This window comes from Microbacterium sp. K36, assembly GCF_004794355.1.
GTDB lineage: Bacteria > Actinomycetota > Actinomycetes > Actinomycetales > Microbacteriaceae > Microbacterium > Microbacterium paraoxydans_D.
On the sequence record NZ_SSDN01000095.1, the window covers coordinates 97533 to 114585 of the forward strand.

Consider the following 17053-nt stretch of genomic DNA (forward strand, 5'->3'; position numbering starts at 1 on the left):
GGCGGACCTCAGAGCTTGATCTCGATGTTGACGTCGGCCGGAAGGTCGAGACGCATCAGCGAGTCGACGGCCTTGGGCGTCGGGTCGACGATGTCGATCAGGCGCTTGTGGGTGCGCATCTCGAAGTGCTCGCGGCTGTCCTTGTACTTGTGGGGCGACCGGATGACGCACACGACGTTCTTCTCGGTCGGAAGGGGCACGGGTCCGACGACGGTCGCGCCCGCACGGGTCACGGTGTCGACGATCTTGCGTGCGGACGTGTCGATGACCTCGTGGTCATACGACTTCAGGCGAATGCGGATCTTCTGTCCCGCCATTGTCTGCTCTCTCTCTTTAAGCGTCTTACCGTCCGAGACCGGGTGGCCTTGGGGCATTGGACGCACGTCGGCGCTGTTCGCGCCTCGGCACTCGTCTTCTCGGGCTCTCGACCTCGCGGTCAGGGAGCCTGTCGAAGAGGCTGCACCACTGTTCTGCTGTCAGCCGCACACCCGAAGGTGACGGATGCCCGACGCCCGCCGCGCACGGCAGTGCCCTCGATGATGAAGGTGTCGGGATTGTGCTCTGCTGCCCGCGGCCTAGAACCCTGCAGCCTCCCGGAGGAGACGCCGTCTATGCACTGCCCTGGCAGTGATCCGGCGCACGCACAGCGGCGACGGAATATCGAACCTGTCTATTCTGCCACGACGGATTTCACTTCTGCAAACCCGGGCGTGTCGCGCTCACCGGACTCCCAGTGAACGCCTCCTCCCCGAGTACCTCAGCCTGCGGAGGAGCGCGGGGCGAGGCATCCCCATGCCTCGCCCCGCTTGGGGAGGGCGTCCGGTGCGAGGGGGCACACCGAACGCGAGGAATCCGACGTGAAGGGACGCCGGACGCCTCGACCGAGGGCGCGGCGGAAGACCCGCCGCGCAGGCGGGAAGACGCTCAGGCGCAAAGAGTGCGCGCGTCGCACGATGATCCCCAAGATCGCTTTCCCCAGTGTGAACGCGGACGAACCCGCGTGATTCGGGAGCCGAACCCCTTCGGCACCCCGACCGCAAGATCCCCAGGCGGTCGACACGATCCTACTCGATCTCTCCGAGGATCCGCCACATCCGAGGGCGCCATGCGTCCCCTCGACACGGAAGAGCGGCGGTCCCCCTCTCGGGACCGCCGCCCTCCACGGAGATGTCGCGATCTACTCGTTGCCGATGCTCTTGTCAGCGCTCTCGCGGATCTCATCGATCTTGTCGGCGGCACCGGGGGCGATCTTCTTCGCGAAGTCGGCGACGCCGTCGAGCACCTTGTCGCTGATGTCCTCGGCCTGCTCGCTCTTGACCGCTTCGGCCAGCTTGTCCTTGTTCTGCTCGTACACGTCCTTGCCCTTGTTGACGGCGTCCTCGATACCCATGTGAATCCCCTTCGGAGGTGTGTGCTTCCGACGATCGCGCCGGACACCTCATTGTGCCGGGCAGAACCGGGCGACGGAACCCTCGATCCGGAAAACGACAGAGGGGCCGAGCCCGAAGGCTCGACCCCTCTGCGAGGAAGCGGCTGCTTACTTGATGATCTTCGTCACCGTACCGGCGCCGACCGTACGACCACCCTCACGGATGGCGAAGCCGAGGCCCTCCTCCATGGCGATCGGCTGGATCAGCTCGACCGTCATGTCGGTGGTGTCGCCGGGCATGACCATCTCGGTGCCCTCGGGCAGCGAGATGACGCCGGTGACGTCCGTGGTGCGGAAGTAGAACTGCGGACGGTAGTTCGTGTAGAAGGGGTTGTGGCGGCCACCCTCGTCCTTGGACAGGATGTAGGCCGTACCCTCGAAGTTGGTGTGCGGCGTGACCGAACCCGGCTTCACGATGACCTGGCCGCGCTCCACGTCCTCGCGCTTGGTGCCGCGGAGGAGCAGACCACAGTTCTCGCCGGCCCATGCCTCGTCGAGCTGCTTGTGGAACATCTCGATACCGGTGACGGTCGTCTTCTGCGTCGGGCGCAGACCCACGATCTCGACCTCGGAGTTGATGGCCAGGGTGCCACGCTCGGCACGACCCGTGACGACGGTGCCACGACCGGTGATCGTGAAGACGTCCTCGACAGGCATGAGGAACGGCTTGTCACGGTCACGCTCCGGGTCCGGAACGCTGTCGTCGACAGCCTGCATGAGCTCGAGGATCGCGTCGACCCACTTCTCGTCGCCCTCGAGGGCCTTGAGAGCGGAGACGCGAACGACGGGAGCGTTGTCGCCGTCGAAGCCCTGGCTCGAGAGCAGCTCGCGAACCTCGAGCTCGACGAGCTCCAGGATCTCCTCGTCGTCGACCGCGTCGGACTTGTTCAGCGCGACGAGCAGGTAGGGGACGCCGACCTGCTTGGCGAGCAGAACGTGCTCGCGCGTCTGCGCCATCGGGCCGTCGGTGGCCGCGACGACGAGGATCGCGCCGTCCATCTGCGCCGCACCCGTGATCATGTTCTTGACGTAGTCGGCGTGGCCGGGGGCGTCAACGTGGGCGTAGTGGCGCTTCGGGGTCTCGTACTCGATGTGCGAGATGTTGATCGTGATACCGCGCTGGCGCTCTTCCGGCGCCGAGTCGATGGAAGCGAAGTCGCGCTGCACGTTCGTGTCGGACGGGTACTTGTCAGCAAGCACCTTCGAGATCGCTGCGGAGAGCGTGGTCTTGCCGTGGTCGACGTGACCGATCGTTCCGATGTTGACGTGCGGCTTGGTCCGCTCGAACTTGGCCTTAGCCACTGGGTCCTCCTCAGGACGTCGTTGTAGAGGTGCCGGGCACTGGTTTGCGACCGGTTCTCTACGGGTTAGGTTCTCAGTTTAGTAGAGAGGGAATGTGAAGTTGTAGGTGACCTGGGAACCCCGGGTGCTTCGACGTGCTCAGCACCCAGGGCTCCCAGAAGAGCGATTACTCGCCCTTGGCCTTCTGGACGATCTCGTCGGCCACCGCGCGCGGGACCTCGGCGTAGCTGTCGAACTCCATGGAGTAGACGGCACGGCCCGAGGTCTTCGAGCGCAGGTCACCGATGTAGCCGAACATCTCGGACAGCGGCACCGCGGCGCGCACGACCTTGACGCCGGCGGCGTCCTCCATCGACTGGATCTGGCCACGACGCGAGTTCAGGTCGCCGATGACGTCGCCCATGTACTCCTCCGGAGTACGGACCTCGACGGCCATCAGCGGCTCGAGCAGCACGGGGTTGGCACGACGCGCGGCCTCCTTGAAGCCCATGGAGCCCGCGATCTTGAACGCCATCTCCGAGGAGTCGACGTCGTGCGCTGCACCATCGACGATGGTCGCCTTGACGCCCACCATCGGGTAGCCCGCGAGGACTCCGACGTTCATGGCGTCCTGGAAACCGGCGTCGATCGAGCCGATGTACTCGCGCGGGATGCGGCCACCGGTGACCGCGTTCACGAACTCGTACGTCTTCTCGCCGTCGAGCTCGAGCGGCTCGATGTTGAACTGGATCTTGGCGAACTGGCCCGATCCACCGGTCTGCTTCTTGTGCGTGTAGTCGTGCTTCTCGACGGCCTTGCGGATCGTCTCGCGGTACGCGACCTGCGGCTTGCCGACGTTCGCCTCGACGCGGAACTCGCGCTTCATGCGGTCCACGAGGATGTCGAGGTGCAGCTCGCCCATGCCCTTGATGGTCGTCTGACCGGTCTCCGGGTTGAGCTCCGTGCGGAAGGTCGGGTCCTCCTCAGCGAGCTTCTGGATCGCGAGACCCAGCTTCTCCTGGTCGGCCTTGGTCTTCGGCTCGATGGCGACCTCGATCACCGGCTCCGGGAACGTCATCGACTCGAGGACGACCGGCTGCGCGATGTCGGCGAGGGTGTCACCGGTGGTGGTGTCCTTCAGGCCGATGACGGCGTAGATGTTGCCGGCGGTCAGCTTGTCGACCGGGTTCTCCTTGTTGGCGTGCATCTGGAAGATCTTCCCGATGCGCTCCTTCTTGCCCTTGGTCGAGTTGATGACCTGAGCGCCCGACTCGAGCTCGCCCGAGTAGACGCGCACGTACGTCAGACGACCGAAGAACGGGTGCACGGCGACCTTGAAGGCCAGGGCCGCGAACGGGTCCTTCGCGTCGGGGTGACGCTCGATGATCTTCTCCTCGTCCTTCGGGTCGTGCGCCTCGATGGCGGGCACGTCCAGCGGGGACGGGAGGTAGTCGACGACGGCGTCCAGCATCGGCTGCACACCGCGGTTCTTGAAGGCGGAGCCGCAGAGGACCGGGTAGATCTCGCTGGCGACGACCATCTTGCGGATGGCGCCCTTGATCTCCGCGACGGTGAGCTCCTCGCCGCCGAAGAACTTCTCGAGAAGCTCCTCGTCGGTCTCGGCGACCGTCTCCAGCAGCTGCTGGCGGTAGTCCTCGGCCTTGTCCTTGAGGTCGGCCGGGATCTCCTGCACCTCGTACGAGGCGCCCATGGTCACGTCACCCTTGGCATCGCCGGGCCACACCAGGGCGCGCATCTCGACGAGGTCGATGACGCCGACGAAGTCGTTCTCGGCACCGATCGGGAGCTGCAGCACCAGCGGCTTGGCGCCGAGGCGGTTGATGATCGTGTCGACCGTGAAGTAGAAGTCCGCGCCGAGCTTGTCCATCTTGTTGACGAAGCAGATGCGGGGGACGTTGTACTTGTCGGCCTGACGCCACACGGTCTCGGACTGGGGCTCGACGCCCTCCTTACCGTCGAACACGGCGACCGCACCGTCGAGGACGCGGAGCGAGCGCTCCACCTCGACCGTGAAGTCCACGTGACCGGGGGTGTCGATGATGTTGATCTGGTTCTTGTTCCAGAAGCAGGTCACGGCGGCAGACGTGATCGTGATGCCGCGCTCCTTCTCCTGCTCCATCCAGTCGGTGGTCGACGCACCGTCGTGCGTCTCGCCGAGCTTGTGGTTGACGCCCGTGTAGAACAGGATGCGCTCGGTCGTCGTGGTCTTGCCGGCATCGATGTGCGCCATGATGCCGATGTTGCGGACCTTGCTCAGGTCCGTGAGCACGTCTTGTGCCACAGGAGTGTCCTTATCTTTTGGAGCAGGTGTACTGCGAAGAGGGGGTGCCCGCCCCTCGGCGAGTGGCCGAAGGGCGGGCGAAGCTGTTTACCAGCGGTAGTGAGCGAACGCGCGGTTCGACTCGGCCATCTTGTGGGTGTCCTCACGGCGCTTGACCGCGGCACCGAGGCCGTTCGACGCGTCCAGGATCTCGTTCTGGAGACGCTCGGTCATCGTCTTCTCACGACGACCCTTGGCGTAGCTCACGAGCCAGCGCAGCGCGAGAGTGTTCGCACGGTGCGGCTTGACCTCGACCGGAACCTGGTAGGTCGAGCCACCGACGCGGCGGCTGCGGACCTCAAGCGTGGGGCGCACGTTGTCGAGCGCCTTCTTCAGGGTGGCGACGGCGTCCTGGCCGTTCTTCGCCTCGACACCGCGGAGGGCGCCGTAGACGATCGACTCGGCCAGCGACTTCTTGCCGTCGACGAGGATCTTGTTCACCAGCGAGGTGACGATCGGAGCGCCGTAGACCGGGTCGTTGACGACGGGGCGCTTGGGGGCGGGACCCTTACGAGGCATCTAACTCAACCCTTCTTCGCGCCGTAGCGGGAACGAGCCTGCTTACGGTTCTTGACGGCCTGGGTGTCCAGAGCGCCACGGACGATCTTGTAACGCACACCGGGGAGGTCCTTCACACGACCGCCGCGGACGAGCACCAGGGAGTGCTCCTGCAGGTTGTGGCCCTCACCGGGGATGTACGCGGTGACCTCGGTCCCGTTGCGGAGCTTCACACGAGCGACCTTGCGCATGGCCGAGTTCGGCTTCTTCGGGGTGGTGGTGTAGACGCGGGTGCAGACCCCGGCCTGCTGCGGGTTCGCCTTGAGCGCGGGCGCCTTGGTCTTGGTGACCTTGGGCGAGCGACCCTTGCGAACCAACTGCTGAATGGTTGGCACGTTCTCTCCTCATAGTGCTGCACGGTGACAGCGTGATGGGTTTCACATCATGACCCACCGGCACGCCGGAACCGACGAGCTTTTGGTGTGGTGGGTATGCCGTGGGGGCGGACCGGCGAGGTGCCGACGCCCAGCGCGCACGTCAGGACGTGCACACACCTGATCAAGTGTAATGCCGCGTAACCTGACGGTCAAATGACGGTCGCACTCCCCCGCGCCGCCCGAAGTCAGGGGATGTCGGGGTCGAACGGCGAGTCCAGCGACTCCGTGAGCTCGGCGAGAAGCGCCTCGATCTGCGGCTCGACATGTCGCGACACCGCCGCCTGGATGGTGATCCGGTGTCGGAGCAGGATCCCGCAGATCTCGCGCCCGACGAGGTTCGCGTATTCATCCGCCAAGGCGACCTCCTGCCGCAGCGCGGTCTTCGCCTCGTCCGACAGCGGGGGCAGCGGCGGCAACTCGGCGGCGGAATCGTCAGCGAGACCGGCGATCGTGAAGAGGAAGGGGGCGCCGGGTACCGGCTCCGGATCCAGCGGCAGGCCCTCGAACTCGGGGTCGAGGTCCTCCGTCGGTCGGTAGCTGCGGGCGCGGTTGCGTGCGGCCTGCTGATCGAGCTCGCGCTGCAAGGTCGGGAGGTTCCGCGCCGTGTACTCCGCGACCGCGTGGTCGACGATCGTCTTGATGCGCGTCGACAGCCCATGCTGGACACCGTGCGGCGTGGTGCCCGCGATGCCTGCGGCGGCGAGGATGGGCGAGCCGAGACAGCGCCGGCACGGCGCAGTCCTTCCGCGGTGAGTCGCCGGCTCCCAGCGCGGCACCCAGCGCAACCAGGCCTCGACGGCCTGGTCGACCTGCGTCTCCAATGAGCGCTCCACCCCACCAGCGTACGGCGCGTCGCCGCTCACGGCGCGGATTTGCGGGGTGTCACTCCCCCTCGTCGCGCTCCCACGGCCATCGCGGCCGCGCAGACCTCGTGCGGCGGAGGGCTATGCCACCCCAGGCGGCCACCGCTGCGGCGGCGAGGAGCACGAGGCTCGCGCCGCCGCGGACGAGATCTCCGGCGACGGCCGTGGCCACGACCACATCGCTCGTCGCGACGAGCACGGCGATCCAGACCGTGGCCAAGTGCACGAGTGCCGTGAGCAGCGCGATCACGGGAGCGGAGCCGAAGGAGGCGTGTCCTCTCCGCACCGTCACCCACAGCGTGAGTGCGAACACGACGACGGCCGCGACCATGCCGGATACCCCGGGGACCTGCCCCAGGCCCGGGACGTCGATGATGTCGCGGTCGGTGGCGACGCTCAGGGCACCGAGACCGAAGACGGCGAGGGCGAAGAATGCGATGGTCGCCATCACCGCCGCGAGGACAGCCGAAACCCCCGCGGACTCGGGCCCGCGGGGGTTCGGCGTGGTGGTGTTCGTGATTACCTCGACAGGGTGGGACCGGCCTCGAGGGTGCGCTCGTACTCGCGCTGCGCCTCCTCGTTCAGCTCGGTCTTGCGGGCACCACTGCGGGCCACCCATGCGCCGAACCAGATGGTGAGCTCGCGGGCGAAGACGAAGGCCGCGATGGCCAGCGGGGCGAGCAGCTGCTCGCCCGCGAGTTCGAGACCCTGCGACGCGGTGAGCTTCCAGAAGGGCGCCTCGAAGAGCTGGCCCAGGATGTGTCCGGCGTAGGCGATCAGCCCGACCACGATGCCGAACACCACCCACAGGCCCCAGCGGCCGCGGTTGATGATGGCTCCCAGGAGCCAGAAGCCGAGGAAGAACACGACCACCGGGGTCCAGAACCCCCAGGTGAGGAGCGGGGCGACGAGCGCCTCGCCGATGTTCTCCCCGTTCACGTCACCCGCGAGGGCGCCGAGACCGAGCGTGGTGGCGAGATAGAGCAGCGCGAAGGCGACGGTGGCGAGCAGACCGATGGCCCCGGCGGTGCCGCGGTTGCCGCGCTCTCGCGGCGGCTCCGGTGCCTGCACGAAGATCGGCTGCGGCTGCTGCGGTGCGGCGGCCGCGCCGTTCGTGAGCGGCTCGGACGGCACGATCCGGGTGTCGGTGTCGTCGGCGTGCGACGCATAGGCTGCGCCGGCCATGGCCGACTCCTCGTGCGCAGGAGTGCCCGGCGTGGAGTACAGCGAGGTCTCCGGCGTCGCGTACAGCGAGGTCTCGGGGGTCGCGTCGCGTCGGTCCGCTTCACGGATGTCCGCCTCGTCGCGATCGGCGGTGAAGCGGTCGCCGTCGGTACGGGAGGGTGTCGGGACCGTGGCCCCGAAAGTGCCGGGATGCTCCCGCTCCGCGGCCTCGAAGGCGGCGAGGTCGGGGTCCACAGCGGGCTCCTGCCGCGTCGCGCCCTGGTCGACCGTCGACTCAGCGGAGGCAGGGGCCGCGGCTGCGGCATCCCAATCATCCGCACGGGCGTCGTCGGCATGGCCGGGGACATCTCCGCGGGCCGCCGCCGCGGCGTCGAGACCGGCGTTCGCGCTGCCGACGACGCCGTCGACGTCGTTCGACTTCTCGGGCTGACGAGCCTCGGGATCACTCATGGGGTGCGCCTCTCATCGGGGATGTGCAGTGTGAGATTACCGCCGCGGCTCCCGACGCTTCCGGAGGCGTGCCGACGTGTCGTCATACGCGTGCTTCCGCGGGTCCGCGCCGTTCACGGGAAGGTGCTGCGAAGCGCATCCCCGGCGAACTGCGCGAGGATCGGCACCATCGGCAGCGAGAGCCAGACGAGTCCGGCGACGATCCCTGCGCACACGATGCCGGCGAACCAGCTCATCCCGAGGTTGCGTCCACCCACCCGTGCCATGGTCTCACCGTAGGCCCGAGCCGTCGCGAGGGTCGTGAGCAACGCCGCGACGCGGCGGCCTCCGTCAGCGGAGGCCGCGGCCGCGCATCCGCCAGAGCAGCCAGAGCCCGGAAGCCGGGACCAGCAGGAACCCCAGGAGCAGGAGCAGGTGCCACTCCCCGAAGGAGGGGACGAGCGGGTTCACCACCTCCGCCATCGTTTCGCCGCCGGTCGAGCCACCGGACGCCGATCCGGTGGAGAAGCCGGTCATCGTCGAGGCGATCAGGAAGGACAGCCCGGTGGCGACGAAGGGCACCAGGATCGCGACGGCCTTCTCCCAGGTCCGCCACATCGCACTGAGGCTCACGAGCACCGCACCCACGAACCAGCCGACGACCGGCACCACGATCCCGCCGAAGCTCAGCGTGAGCGCGGCCGCGATCGCGAACCCTCGCGTCGCGGTCGTCGGCGTACGCGGTGCCGACGGAGCGGGCGCAGGCGCCGGGAACCCGACGGGCGGGGCCTTCGGCACCTCGTCCTCCGCCTCACGCGCGATCCCCCGCGGATCTCCGAGGCGGTCGATCCGCTCTGCGGTCGCCACCGCGTCGAGCCCGTCGAGCTCCTCTGCGATCCCGCCGCGGATCTCGGACGCGACGCCGTGCGGGAGTCCGCCCATCGCCTCGTCCAACCGGGCCAGGTAGTCGTCACGCAACTGGGCTGCGGTCTTCTCGGTCATGGTCATCCTTCCCCCACCATGCCCGTGACGGCACGGGCGAACGGCGCCCACTGCGCCCGGAAGCGCGCGAGCTGATCGATACCGGCATCCGTGAGCCGGTAGTACTTGCGCGCCGGCCCGCTCTCGGACGGCCGGTCGAACGTCGTCACCCAGCCGTTGTCCCGCAACCGCCCGAGCAGCGGGTAAAGCGTGCCGATGCTGGCGATCAGCCCGGCGCCGGTGAGTGCCTCCGACAGCTGCCAGCCGTACATGGGCTCGCGCGAGAGCAAGCCGAGCACGCAGTACTCGACCACTCCTTTGCGCATCTGCGCCCCGACGTCCGCTGTCATGCCTCACAAGGTAGCATGTGACGCAGGCTAGCGCCCACCGATGCGTCGATCAGCCCTTGGTCGCCCCCGCGGTCAGACCGCCGACGATGTACTTCTGGAGGAAGAGGAAGAGCACCATCACTGGGATGGCGGCCATGACCGCGCCGGCCGAGAAGGCCGACCAGTCGGCGTAGCGGGGGTTCGCCACGAGCTTGGTCAGACCGACGACGAGGGTCTGCTGATCCACGTCGACGAGCATGACGCTGGCGATCACGTATTCGTTCACCGTGCCGATGAAGGAGAGCAGACCGACGACCGCGAGGATCGGGGCGACCAGGCGCAGGATGATCGTGAAGAAGATCCGTGCGTGCCCGGCGCCGTCGATGCGGGCGGCCTCGTCGATCTCCTTCGGGATCGTGTTGAAGAAGCCGTACATCAGGTAGGTGTTCACGCCGAGCGCGCCGCCGAGGTAGACGAGGATCAGGCCCGTGTGGGTGTTGAGGCCGATCGCCGGGAACCAGTCCCCCAGCGTCGACATCAGTAGGAAGATCGCGACGACCGCGAGGAGCTGCGGGAACATCTGCACCACGACGATGGTGACGAGCCCCACGCGGCGGCCCGCGAACCGCATGCGGGAGAAGGCATATGCCGCACAGGCTCCGATGAAGACGGTGACCGCGCCCGTCACGACCGCGATGAGCAGCGTGTTCAGGAACCACGTCCCGTACGGGTTCTGCGGGTCGCTGAGGATGCGCACGTAGCTGTCGATCCCGATGGCCGAGAAGAGCTGGTTCGACCCGGTGAGCGTGCCCTTCGGGTTGAGCGAGGCCGACACGACGTACAGCAGCGGGAAGAGGGCGAAGGCACTCACCACGATGGCGACGAGGTGACGCCATCCGGTGTCGGCGAACCAGGCGCCGAACGAACGACGCGGCGGAGCGGCGCGCAGGGCGGTGGCGGTGCTGGGGACGGTGTTCATGTCAGTTCAGCTCCTCGAGGGCCTTGGTCTTGCGGAAGCTGATGATCGAGATCGTCGCGACCACGACGAAGATCAGGATCGTGAAGGCGGAGGCGAGCCCGTAGTCGCGGGTCTGCCCGGTGAAGGCCACCTTGTAGACCATCGAGATGAGGATGTCGGTGTGGCCGACGGGGATCGACACGTCGCTGAAGCGCGGGCCGCCCTTGGTCAGCATGTAGATCAGGTTGAAGTTGTTGAAGTTGAACGCGAACGACGAGATCAGCAGCGGCGCCACGGTCACCAGCAACAGCGGCAGCTTGATCCGGCGGAAGACCTGCCACGGGTTCGCGCCGTCCATCACGGCGGCCTCGTTGACGTCCTCCGGGATGCCCTGCAGCGCCCCCATGCAGACGAGGAACATGTACGGGAAGCCGAGCCAGAGGTTCACCAGCAGCACGGACACCTTCGCCAGCACCGGGTCGGTGAGCCACGGGATGGCCGCACCGCCGAACAGCACCTGGTTGATGAACCCGAAGCTCTCGTTCATCATCCCGGCCCAGACGAGCGCGGAGAGGAACGCGGGGAAGGCGTACGGGAGGATGAGGATGATCCGGTAGCCGTTGCGGAAGCGCATCCGCGTGTTGTTGAAGACGAGCGCGAGCAGCAGGCCGAGGAAGAAGGTCGTCGCGACGGACACCAGCGCGAAGACGAAGGTCCAGACGGTGACGGAGATGAGCGGGCCGCGGATGGACTCGTCGGTCACCGCGCGGACGAAGTTGTCGAAGCCGACCGTGGTCTGCCAGCCGGGCAGCAGCTGCTCGCCGTCCTCCGCGGTGAACGCACCGTCGCCGGTGTCGCTGTAGACGGTGCCGGTCGCGGTGTCCGTGATCGTGTCGGCATCGGCGTCGTAGGTCAGCGTCGAGACGTAGAGGTAGCCGTTCTGTCCGTCGGGCGCTCGGAGGCTGCCGTCGTTGGGGTCGTCGCTGAACGGGACGGAGAGCTGCTCCAGCTCCTCCGACAGGGTGAAGACGGTGGCGAGCGGAAGAGTGGTCCACCCGTCCACGGCGACGGCCTTGCCGCCGTCGAACTCCGCGTCGACCTCGGCGAGAGGCTGCTCCGCCGTGCCGAGGAGCGCATCGCCGTCCTCCGGATCCGTGGCGAGGAGGCCGTAGGTGCCGAACTGCTCGACAACCGTGACGGGGTACGTCGGAGAGTCCTCGACGCGCTCCTGCGCGGAGGCGAGCAGCGACGAGATCGCCTGCTCCTTGCTCCCGTTGTGACCGGTGCCGTAGTTCGTGAAGCCGATGTAGCCCGTGTAGAGGAGCGTGAAGACCTGGAACAGGACCAGGAAGATGATCCCGGGCGTGAGGTACTTCGCCGCGATGCGCTTGCGGGAGAAGTAGATGTAGTTGACGACGACCGTCACCGCGACGACGAGGCCGAGCACCAGCCACTCGCGCTGCACGAGCAGCACGAACACGGCGTAGACGGCGATCGCGTCCACGATCGCCAGCAACAGGATCTTGAGCAGCATCCACCCGATCGGTCGGGATGCCGCCTCGGCGATCTTCGCCGCCTGGCGCTGCCGAGGAGTGGGGGGCGCGGTGCGCTCTTCGGTGTCGGTCATGTCGTCCTCGTCATGGTCCTGCCGGGGCGGGCTGGTCGGCCCACCCCGGCAGGGTCGTCATCTTGTCGGCCGTTACTCGATCGCGGCGGTCACGTCGTCGACGAGCTTCTGCCACGTCGCCTGCGGGTCCTCGCCGTTGATGATGGCGGCCTCGGCCACGCCCCAGAACTGCCAGACCGCACCCATGGCGGGGATCGCCGGCATGGGGACCGCGTCGGCGCCGACGGACTGGAAGCCGGCGATGATCGGGTCGGATGCCGCGGTGTCGGCGGCAGCCGTGAGGGCCGGGAGGACGTTGCCGGCCTTGAACAGCTCCAGCTGCACGTCCTCCGTACCGAGGTAGTTGACGAGGAAGTCGTTGGCCGCGACCTTGTTCTTCGACTCGGCGCTCACGAAGAAGCCCTTGACGCCGGCGAACGGCGAGGCCGTCTCCCCCGTCGGGCTCGGGATCGGGTCGATCTCGACGTTGATGCCCGCCTCGGTGGCCGCGCCCACGTTCCACGGGCCGGTCAGCCAGAAGGCGGCGGTGCCGTCGAGGAACTGCTGCTTGGCGATCTCACCGTCGATGTCGGTGTTCAGCGTGCCGGCCGCGCCCTGCGCACCCAGCCAGTCGGCGAAGGCGAAGCCGCCCTCGCTGCCGAGCTGCAGGTCGGTCGGGTCGTAGCTGCCGCTGTCGTCGGTGCCGAAGACCGGAGCGCCGAACGCGGTCTGGAACGGGTACAGGTGGTACGGGTTGCCCTCGGCGCCCTGCTCCACCACGAAGGTGCCTTTAGAGACCATGTCGTCGAAGCTCGTCGCGGGTTCGGGGACGAGGTCGGCGTTGCGCAGGACGGCGATGTTCTCGACCGCGTACGGGAGCATGTAGACGGTGCCCTCGTAGGTCGCCGCCTGGAGCGCGACGGGGAGGTAGTCCTCGGAGCTGTCACCGAGCTCGATCGGCGCGACGACGCCGTTCGTCGAGAGCTCGCCGAGCCAGTCGTGAGCGCCCATGACCACGTCGGGGCCCTTGCCGGTCGGGACCTGCTGGATGAAGTCGTCCTTCATGTCGTCGACGGACTTCCCCACCAGCTTGACCGTGACACCGGTCTTCTCCTGGTACGCGTCCGCCGCGCCCTGCAGCGCGTCGACCCGCTCGGCGTCGACCCAGACGGTCAGCGTGCCGCCGCTGTCTCCACCGGAGGAAGAGTCGTCGCCGCCGGAGCCGGTCGAGCAGCCGGCGAGCGTCAGAGCCGAAACGATGGCGATGGCGCCCGCGGCGACCATGCCCCTCTTGTTCACCTTCATTGGTGTGTGCCTCTCTCAGTGCTGAGCGCCTGCAAGACTGCAAGCGCTTACAGTATGCATCGTTTCGAAAGGCGATCACAATCCGCAACCGCGTTGATATCAACCCGTGACCGGCCCAGCGCAGGGCACGACGCATGAAAACGCTTCCATATCGGCCGGAGTTCGAATCGTCGGAGGCGCTGCGGCAGAGTCAGCGGGTTCCGCGTACGGCTCATCTGCGAGAGCATCGCTGGATGAGGATCCACGTTCGGGCGGCTGCCGCCACCGTCGCCGTCCTGTCCGCGGTCGCGCTCAGCGGATGCACCGGTGTGGGAGCCGCATACGCTGTGCTCGATCGGGAAGCCGCGGCGCGGGACGAGGTTCCGGCAGATCTGCCCGGCTACGCGTGGGACGACGTGGACCAGGCGACAGCCCGGTTCGTCGGCGAAGACGAAGGGACATCCCTGTGGCTCGCTCGCGCCCGCGACGACGCTTCCGCATGCCTCTTGGCGTACGCCGACGAGGAGAGCTGGGTGCTCGGGTGCGGCGGTGGCGGCGCGCTCTTCTCGGTCGGAGGCATGACGGGCACGTTCACTGTCGTCCCCGACGGTGCGCCCGCTCCGGAGGGGATGACTCGGATATCCGAGAACGTCTACACGGCGAGCGGCGGCTAGCGGGCCCCCGGCCCCGTGGCGGAAGCGTCAGCGTGCGACGTCGCCGCCCGCACGATGCGGCGCATCGCGGATGACGCGGTCGATCCAGTCACGACGCGGCAAGGCGGCGATGGCCAGGGGACATCGGCATCGACGAAGTCGAGGCGCCGGGGCGGCGCGCACCTCGGGGAGGCTCGCCCACGGGACTTTCCGCACACCCCCGGATACAGTTGAGGCATGGCTGACAGTTCCTTTGACATCGTCTCGAAAGTGGATCGCCAGGAGGCCGAGAACGCCCTCAACCAGGCGCGCAAAGAGGTGGAGCAGCGCTACGACTTCAAGGGGACCGGCGCTTCGATCGCCTGGAGCGGCGAGCAGATCCTCATCACCGCGAACACCGAGGAGCGCGCGAACGCCGTCCTCGACGTGTTCCAGTCCAAGCTCATCAAGCGCGGCATCTCCCTGAAGAGCCTCGACTCGGGCGAGCCCTTCGCCAGCGGCAAGGAGTTCCGCATCATGTCGAGCCTGAAGGACGGCATCTCCTCCGAGAACGCGAAGAAGATCGGCAAGATCATCCGCGACGAGGGCCCCAAGGGTGTGAAGAGCCAGATCCAGGGCGACGAGCTGCGCGTGCAGTCGAAGAGCCGCGACGACCTCCAGGCTGTGATCGCTCTCCTCAAGGGCAGCGACCTCGACATCGATCTGCAGTTCATCAACTACCGCTGACGCCACTCGCGTCGGAGGCCAGGGCTCGGGAGTCATCCCGAGCCCTTTCTTTTCCCCGGTCAACGCATACCGAGATATCGGTGTTCTTCGTCGAGACTGGAAGCGGTCGTGACTCGTCACGACTCCGACGCCATCCCCGCCCGACACCCGATCGCCGCGGTGGATGCGCTTCGAGGATGCCACGCCGGCTCAGGGGAGGGAGCGGCGCGGGCCCCCCGAAGCTCGCGTCGGCCTGGGGTCTGCCGACGTCGCACGCCGACGGGTCCCGGGTTCATGACAGGCCTCCCCGCCCGCTGCGCGCCCCCACGCGGATCGGCCCCCCGAGGAGGCATGACGGCAATCCTGCGGCCGTCGCTCCCCTCATCGCCCGGGAGTGGACGTCGGTCGCGGACCAAGAACCACCGGGGGCTGGGCCATGGCGCAGATCGAGTCGAAGAGCATCGGAGAGAACAAGCAGTTGCTGGCGGATGAGGTGTTCCACCACATCGGGCGGCTGATCACGGAGGGAGAGTTCGCCGAAGGCGACCGGATCCGGGACGTCGACGTGGCGGACGAGCTCCACGTCTCACGGACGCCGGTGCGCGAAGCGCTGCAGCGCTTGGAGCGGCTGGGGCTGGTGACGATGTACCCGAGCCGGTACACGGAGGTGACGATGGTCACGCCGCAGGTGGTGGCCGAATCGCTGGAGTTCGCCGGCTACCAGGGCGGCATCACGGCGCGGATGGCGGTGCCCAGATTGAGCGCCGTCCAACGCGAGCGCGTGCAGGATCTCATCGCACGGATGCAGGAATCGCTCACCGACGGGGCGTCGACGGCGCGGGCGCGGTGGGCCGTCTTCGCCTACCTCGCCGACCACAGCGGAAACCGCCAACACCGGATGCTCATCGACGACGTCGCCGTCGCCGTGACCCGGAACCTGCGCGGGTGGGTGGTGCGTCCCGGCGATCGCGAGCGGATGCGACAGGTCTATGCGGAGTTCGCCGAGGCGGTGCGCACCGGCGACGGCGATGAGGCGGAGCGTCTCGCGCGCGCGATGTACTACGTCTGAGCGGCGCGCCAGCCGACGACCCAGCGGTGCAGGCGGCGGTACGCGTCCTCCCGGGCGTCGTGCCGGGACAGGAACACGTCGTGCAGGGCGCCGTCGATCCGTTCGACGGTCACCGTGGACCCCAGCCGCAGGGCCGCGCGGGCGATGTCATCGACGACGAGCACGGAGTCGGCGGAGGTCAGGTCGTCCGACCATCGGGTCGGGGGCACGAACCGCTTCGACAGGAGCACGCAGACCGGCGCCGCGACGTCGAGACCCGCGGCGACGGCCTTGTGCCCGGTGAGGATCGCATTGAGCCACCCGGCGTACACGGCCATCGTCTGCACCGGGCGCCACGTGGTGTTGACCTCCATCGGGTCGTCCGGGTCGGCCACCTCCTGCTGCGCCCGGGTGTAGTAGCCGAGGTCGACCTGCGGCGCGACGTCGAGCGGCCGGATCCGTGCCTGGAACTCGACCATCGGGGCGATCGCGGCGCGCACGGGAGCGAACTGGAACTCGAGCCAGGGGCTGTTCAGGATGAGGGCGTCGGCCGCACCGGGATGCCGCGACGCCCACAGGCTCAGCGTCAGGCCGCCGGTGGAGTGTCCGAACAGGATCAGGCGTCGCCCGCTCTCCTCGCCATCCTCGCCGCGCCCCATCGCGTCCAGGGCCGCGGCGATGTCCTCGTCGTAGGTGGACAGGTCGGTGATGTAGCCCGGGGTCTGGCCCTCGCGCAGGCTGCGCCCGTACTTGCGCAGGTCGAGGGCGAAGAAGCGGGCGCCACGAGCGGTCCAGAATCGGGCCAACCGCTTCTGGAAGAAATAGTCCGACCACCCGTGGATGTAGAGCACGTCCACGCTCTCGAGCAACGGGCGACGGCGCCGAGCGCGCTCCCACCACGGGACCGGAGTCGGCAGAGCCCGCACGAGGGTGGCGACCACCGGACCCTGCTCGTCGCTGCCGAGGTCGAGGGTGAGCTGGGCGAACTCATCGCCGAGAACATCCGGAACCCACTCGGCCATGCGT

General features: G+C 67.8%; 19 protein-coding genes. 3 read left to right on the top strand and 16 right to left on the bottom strand.

Translation table 11 applies throughout. From position 1 onward, the window contains the following. Window positions 1-8 precede the first annotated feature (8 nt). From rpsJ to DW296_RS13525, 15 genes are all read right to left on the bottom strand, one after another. On the bottom strand, window positions 9-317 hold the full coding sequence (rpsJ, locus tag DW296_RS13460) for a 30S ribosomal protein S10 (RefSeq protein WP_017201594.1): 309 nt from the start codon (window positions 315-317) through the stop codon (window positions 9-11). Window positions 318-1177: 860 nt separating this feature from the next. Then, complete coding sequence (locus tag DW296_RS13465) at window positions 1178-1390, bottom strand: hypothetical protein (RefSeq protein WP_136052626.1); 213 nt, start codon at window positions 1388-1390, stop codon at window positions 1178-1180. Window positions 1391-1537: 147 nt separating this feature from the next. Continuing rightward, window positions 1538-2731, bottom strand: coding sequence for an elongation factor Tu (gene tuf, locus DW296_RS13470; protein ID WP_025102410.1), 1194 nt, complete (start codon window positions 2729-2731; stop codon window positions 1538-1540). 166 nt (window positions 2732-2897) lie between these two features. Next, entirely contained in the window at window positions 2898-5012 is a 2115-nt protein-coding gene (gene fusA / locus DW296_RS13475; protein WP_025102411.1) for an elongation factor G, read from the bottom strand. An 87-nt stretch (window positions 5013-5099) separates the two neighbouring features. Continuing rightward, complete coding sequence (rpsG, locus tag DW296_RS13480) at window positions 5100-5570, bottom strand: 30S ribosomal protein S7 (protein WP_017201608.1); 471 nt, start codon at window positions 5568-5570, stop codon at window positions 5100-5102. A 5-nt stretch (window positions 5571-5575) separates the two neighbouring features. Beyond that, a complete protein-coding gene (gene rpsL, locus DW296_RS13485; RefSeq protein WP_018187369.1) occupies window positions 5576-5944 on the bottom strand; it encodes a 30S ribosomal protein S12 in 369 nt (122 codons plus the stop codon). Between the two features lie 227 nt (window positions 5945-6171). After that, the gene (locus DW296_RS13490) at window positions 6172-6819 is read right to left on the bottom strand and encodes a spermidine/putrescine ABC transporter substrate-binding protein (RefSeq protein WP_205808000.1); all 648 of its coding nucleotides are present in this window, start codon (window positions 6817-6819) and stop codon (window positions 6172-6174) included. Window positions 6820-6868: 49 nt separating this feature from the next. Further along, window positions 6869-7297: a hypothetical protein gene (locus DW296_RS13495; RefSeq protein ID WP_240743092.1), complete on the bottom strand. Its 429-nt coding sequence runs from the start codon at window positions 7295-7297 to the stop codon at window positions 6869-6871. 71 nt (window positions 7298-7368) lie between these two features. Beyond that, entirely contained in the window at window positions 7369-8484 is a 1116-nt protein-coding gene (locus DW296_RS13500; RefSeq protein ID WP_136052628.1) for an ABC transporter, read from the bottom strand. A gap of 113 nt (window positions 8485-8597) precedes the next feature. Beyond that, complete coding sequence (locus DW296_RS16515; protein ID WP_167627836.1) at window positions 8598-8750, bottom strand: hypothetical protein; 153 nt, start codon at window positions 8748-8750, stop codon at window positions 8598-8600. A 64-nt stretch (window positions 8751-8814) separates the two neighbouring features. Beyond that, window positions 8815-9465 (bottom strand): HAAS signaling domain-containing protein, encoded by a 651-nt coding sequence (locus DW296_RS13505; protein WP_136052629.1) that lies wholly within the window; start codon window positions 9463-9465, stop codon window positions 8815-8817. Between the two features lie 2 nt (window positions 9466-9467). Continuing rightward, window positions 9468-9794: a PadR family transcriptional regulator gene (locus tag DW296_RS13510; protein ID WP_168429038.1), complete on the bottom strand. Its 327-nt coding sequence runs from the start codon at window positions 9792-9794 to the stop codon at window positions 9468-9470. 49 nt (window positions 9795-9843) lie between these two features. Further along, entirely contained in the window at window positions 9844-10752 is a 909-nt protein-coding gene (locus DW296_RS13515) for a sugar ABC transporter permease (RefSeq protein WP_136052630.1), read from the bottom strand. A gap of 1 nt (window position 10753) precedes the next feature. Beyond that, on the bottom strand, window positions 10754-12358 hold the full coding sequence (gene malF / locus DW296_RS13520) for a maltose ABC transporter permease MalF (RefSeq protein ID WP_136052631.1): 1605 nt from the start codon (window positions 12356-12358) through the stop codon (window positions 10754-10756). Window positions 12359-12430: 72 nt separating this feature from the next. Next, window positions 12431-13642: a sugar ABC transporter substrate-binding protein gene (locus DW296_RS13525; RefSeq protein ID WP_062765244.1), complete on the bottom strand. Its 1212-nt coding sequence runs from the start codon at window positions 13640-13642 to the stop codon at window positions 12431-12433. Window positions 13643-13875: 233 nt separating this feature from the next. On the opposite strand from DW296_RS13525, the gene DW296_RS13530 reads away from it, so the two are divergent. The 3 genes from DW296_RS13530 (at window position 13876) to DW296_RS13545 (ending at window position 16048) form a co-directional block, all read left to right on the top strand. Beyond that, window positions 13876-14295: a hypothetical protein gene (locus DW296_RS13530; protein WP_136052632.1), complete on the top strand. Its 420-nt coding sequence runs from the start codon at window positions 13876-13878 to the stop codon at window positions 14293-14295. Between the two features lie 216 nt (window positions 14296-14511). Next, window positions 14512-15000, top strand: a complete 489-nt coding sequence (locus DW296_RS13540; RefSeq protein WP_062765250.1) for a YajQ family cyclic di-GMP-binding protein — start codon at window positions 14512-14514, stop codon at window positions 14998-15000. Window positions 15001-15415: 415 nt separating this feature from the next. Beyond that, window positions 15416-16048 (top strand): GntR family transcriptional regulator, encoded by a 633-nt coding sequence (locus tag DW296_RS13545; protein WP_136052633.1) that lies wholly within the window; start codon window positions 15416-15418, stop codon window positions 16046-16048. Here the strand turns inward: DW296_RS13545 and DW296_RS13550 are convergent. Beyond that, on the bottom strand, window positions 16039-17049 hold the full coding sequence (locus DW296_RS13550; protein WP_136052634.1) for an alpha/beta hydrolase: 1011 nt from the start codon (window positions 17047-17049) through the stop codon (window positions 16039-16041). The two genes, DW296_RS13545 and DW296_RS13550, sit on opposite strands and share 10 nt — an antisense overlap. Between the last annotated feature and the right edge of the window lie 4 nt (window positions 17050-17053).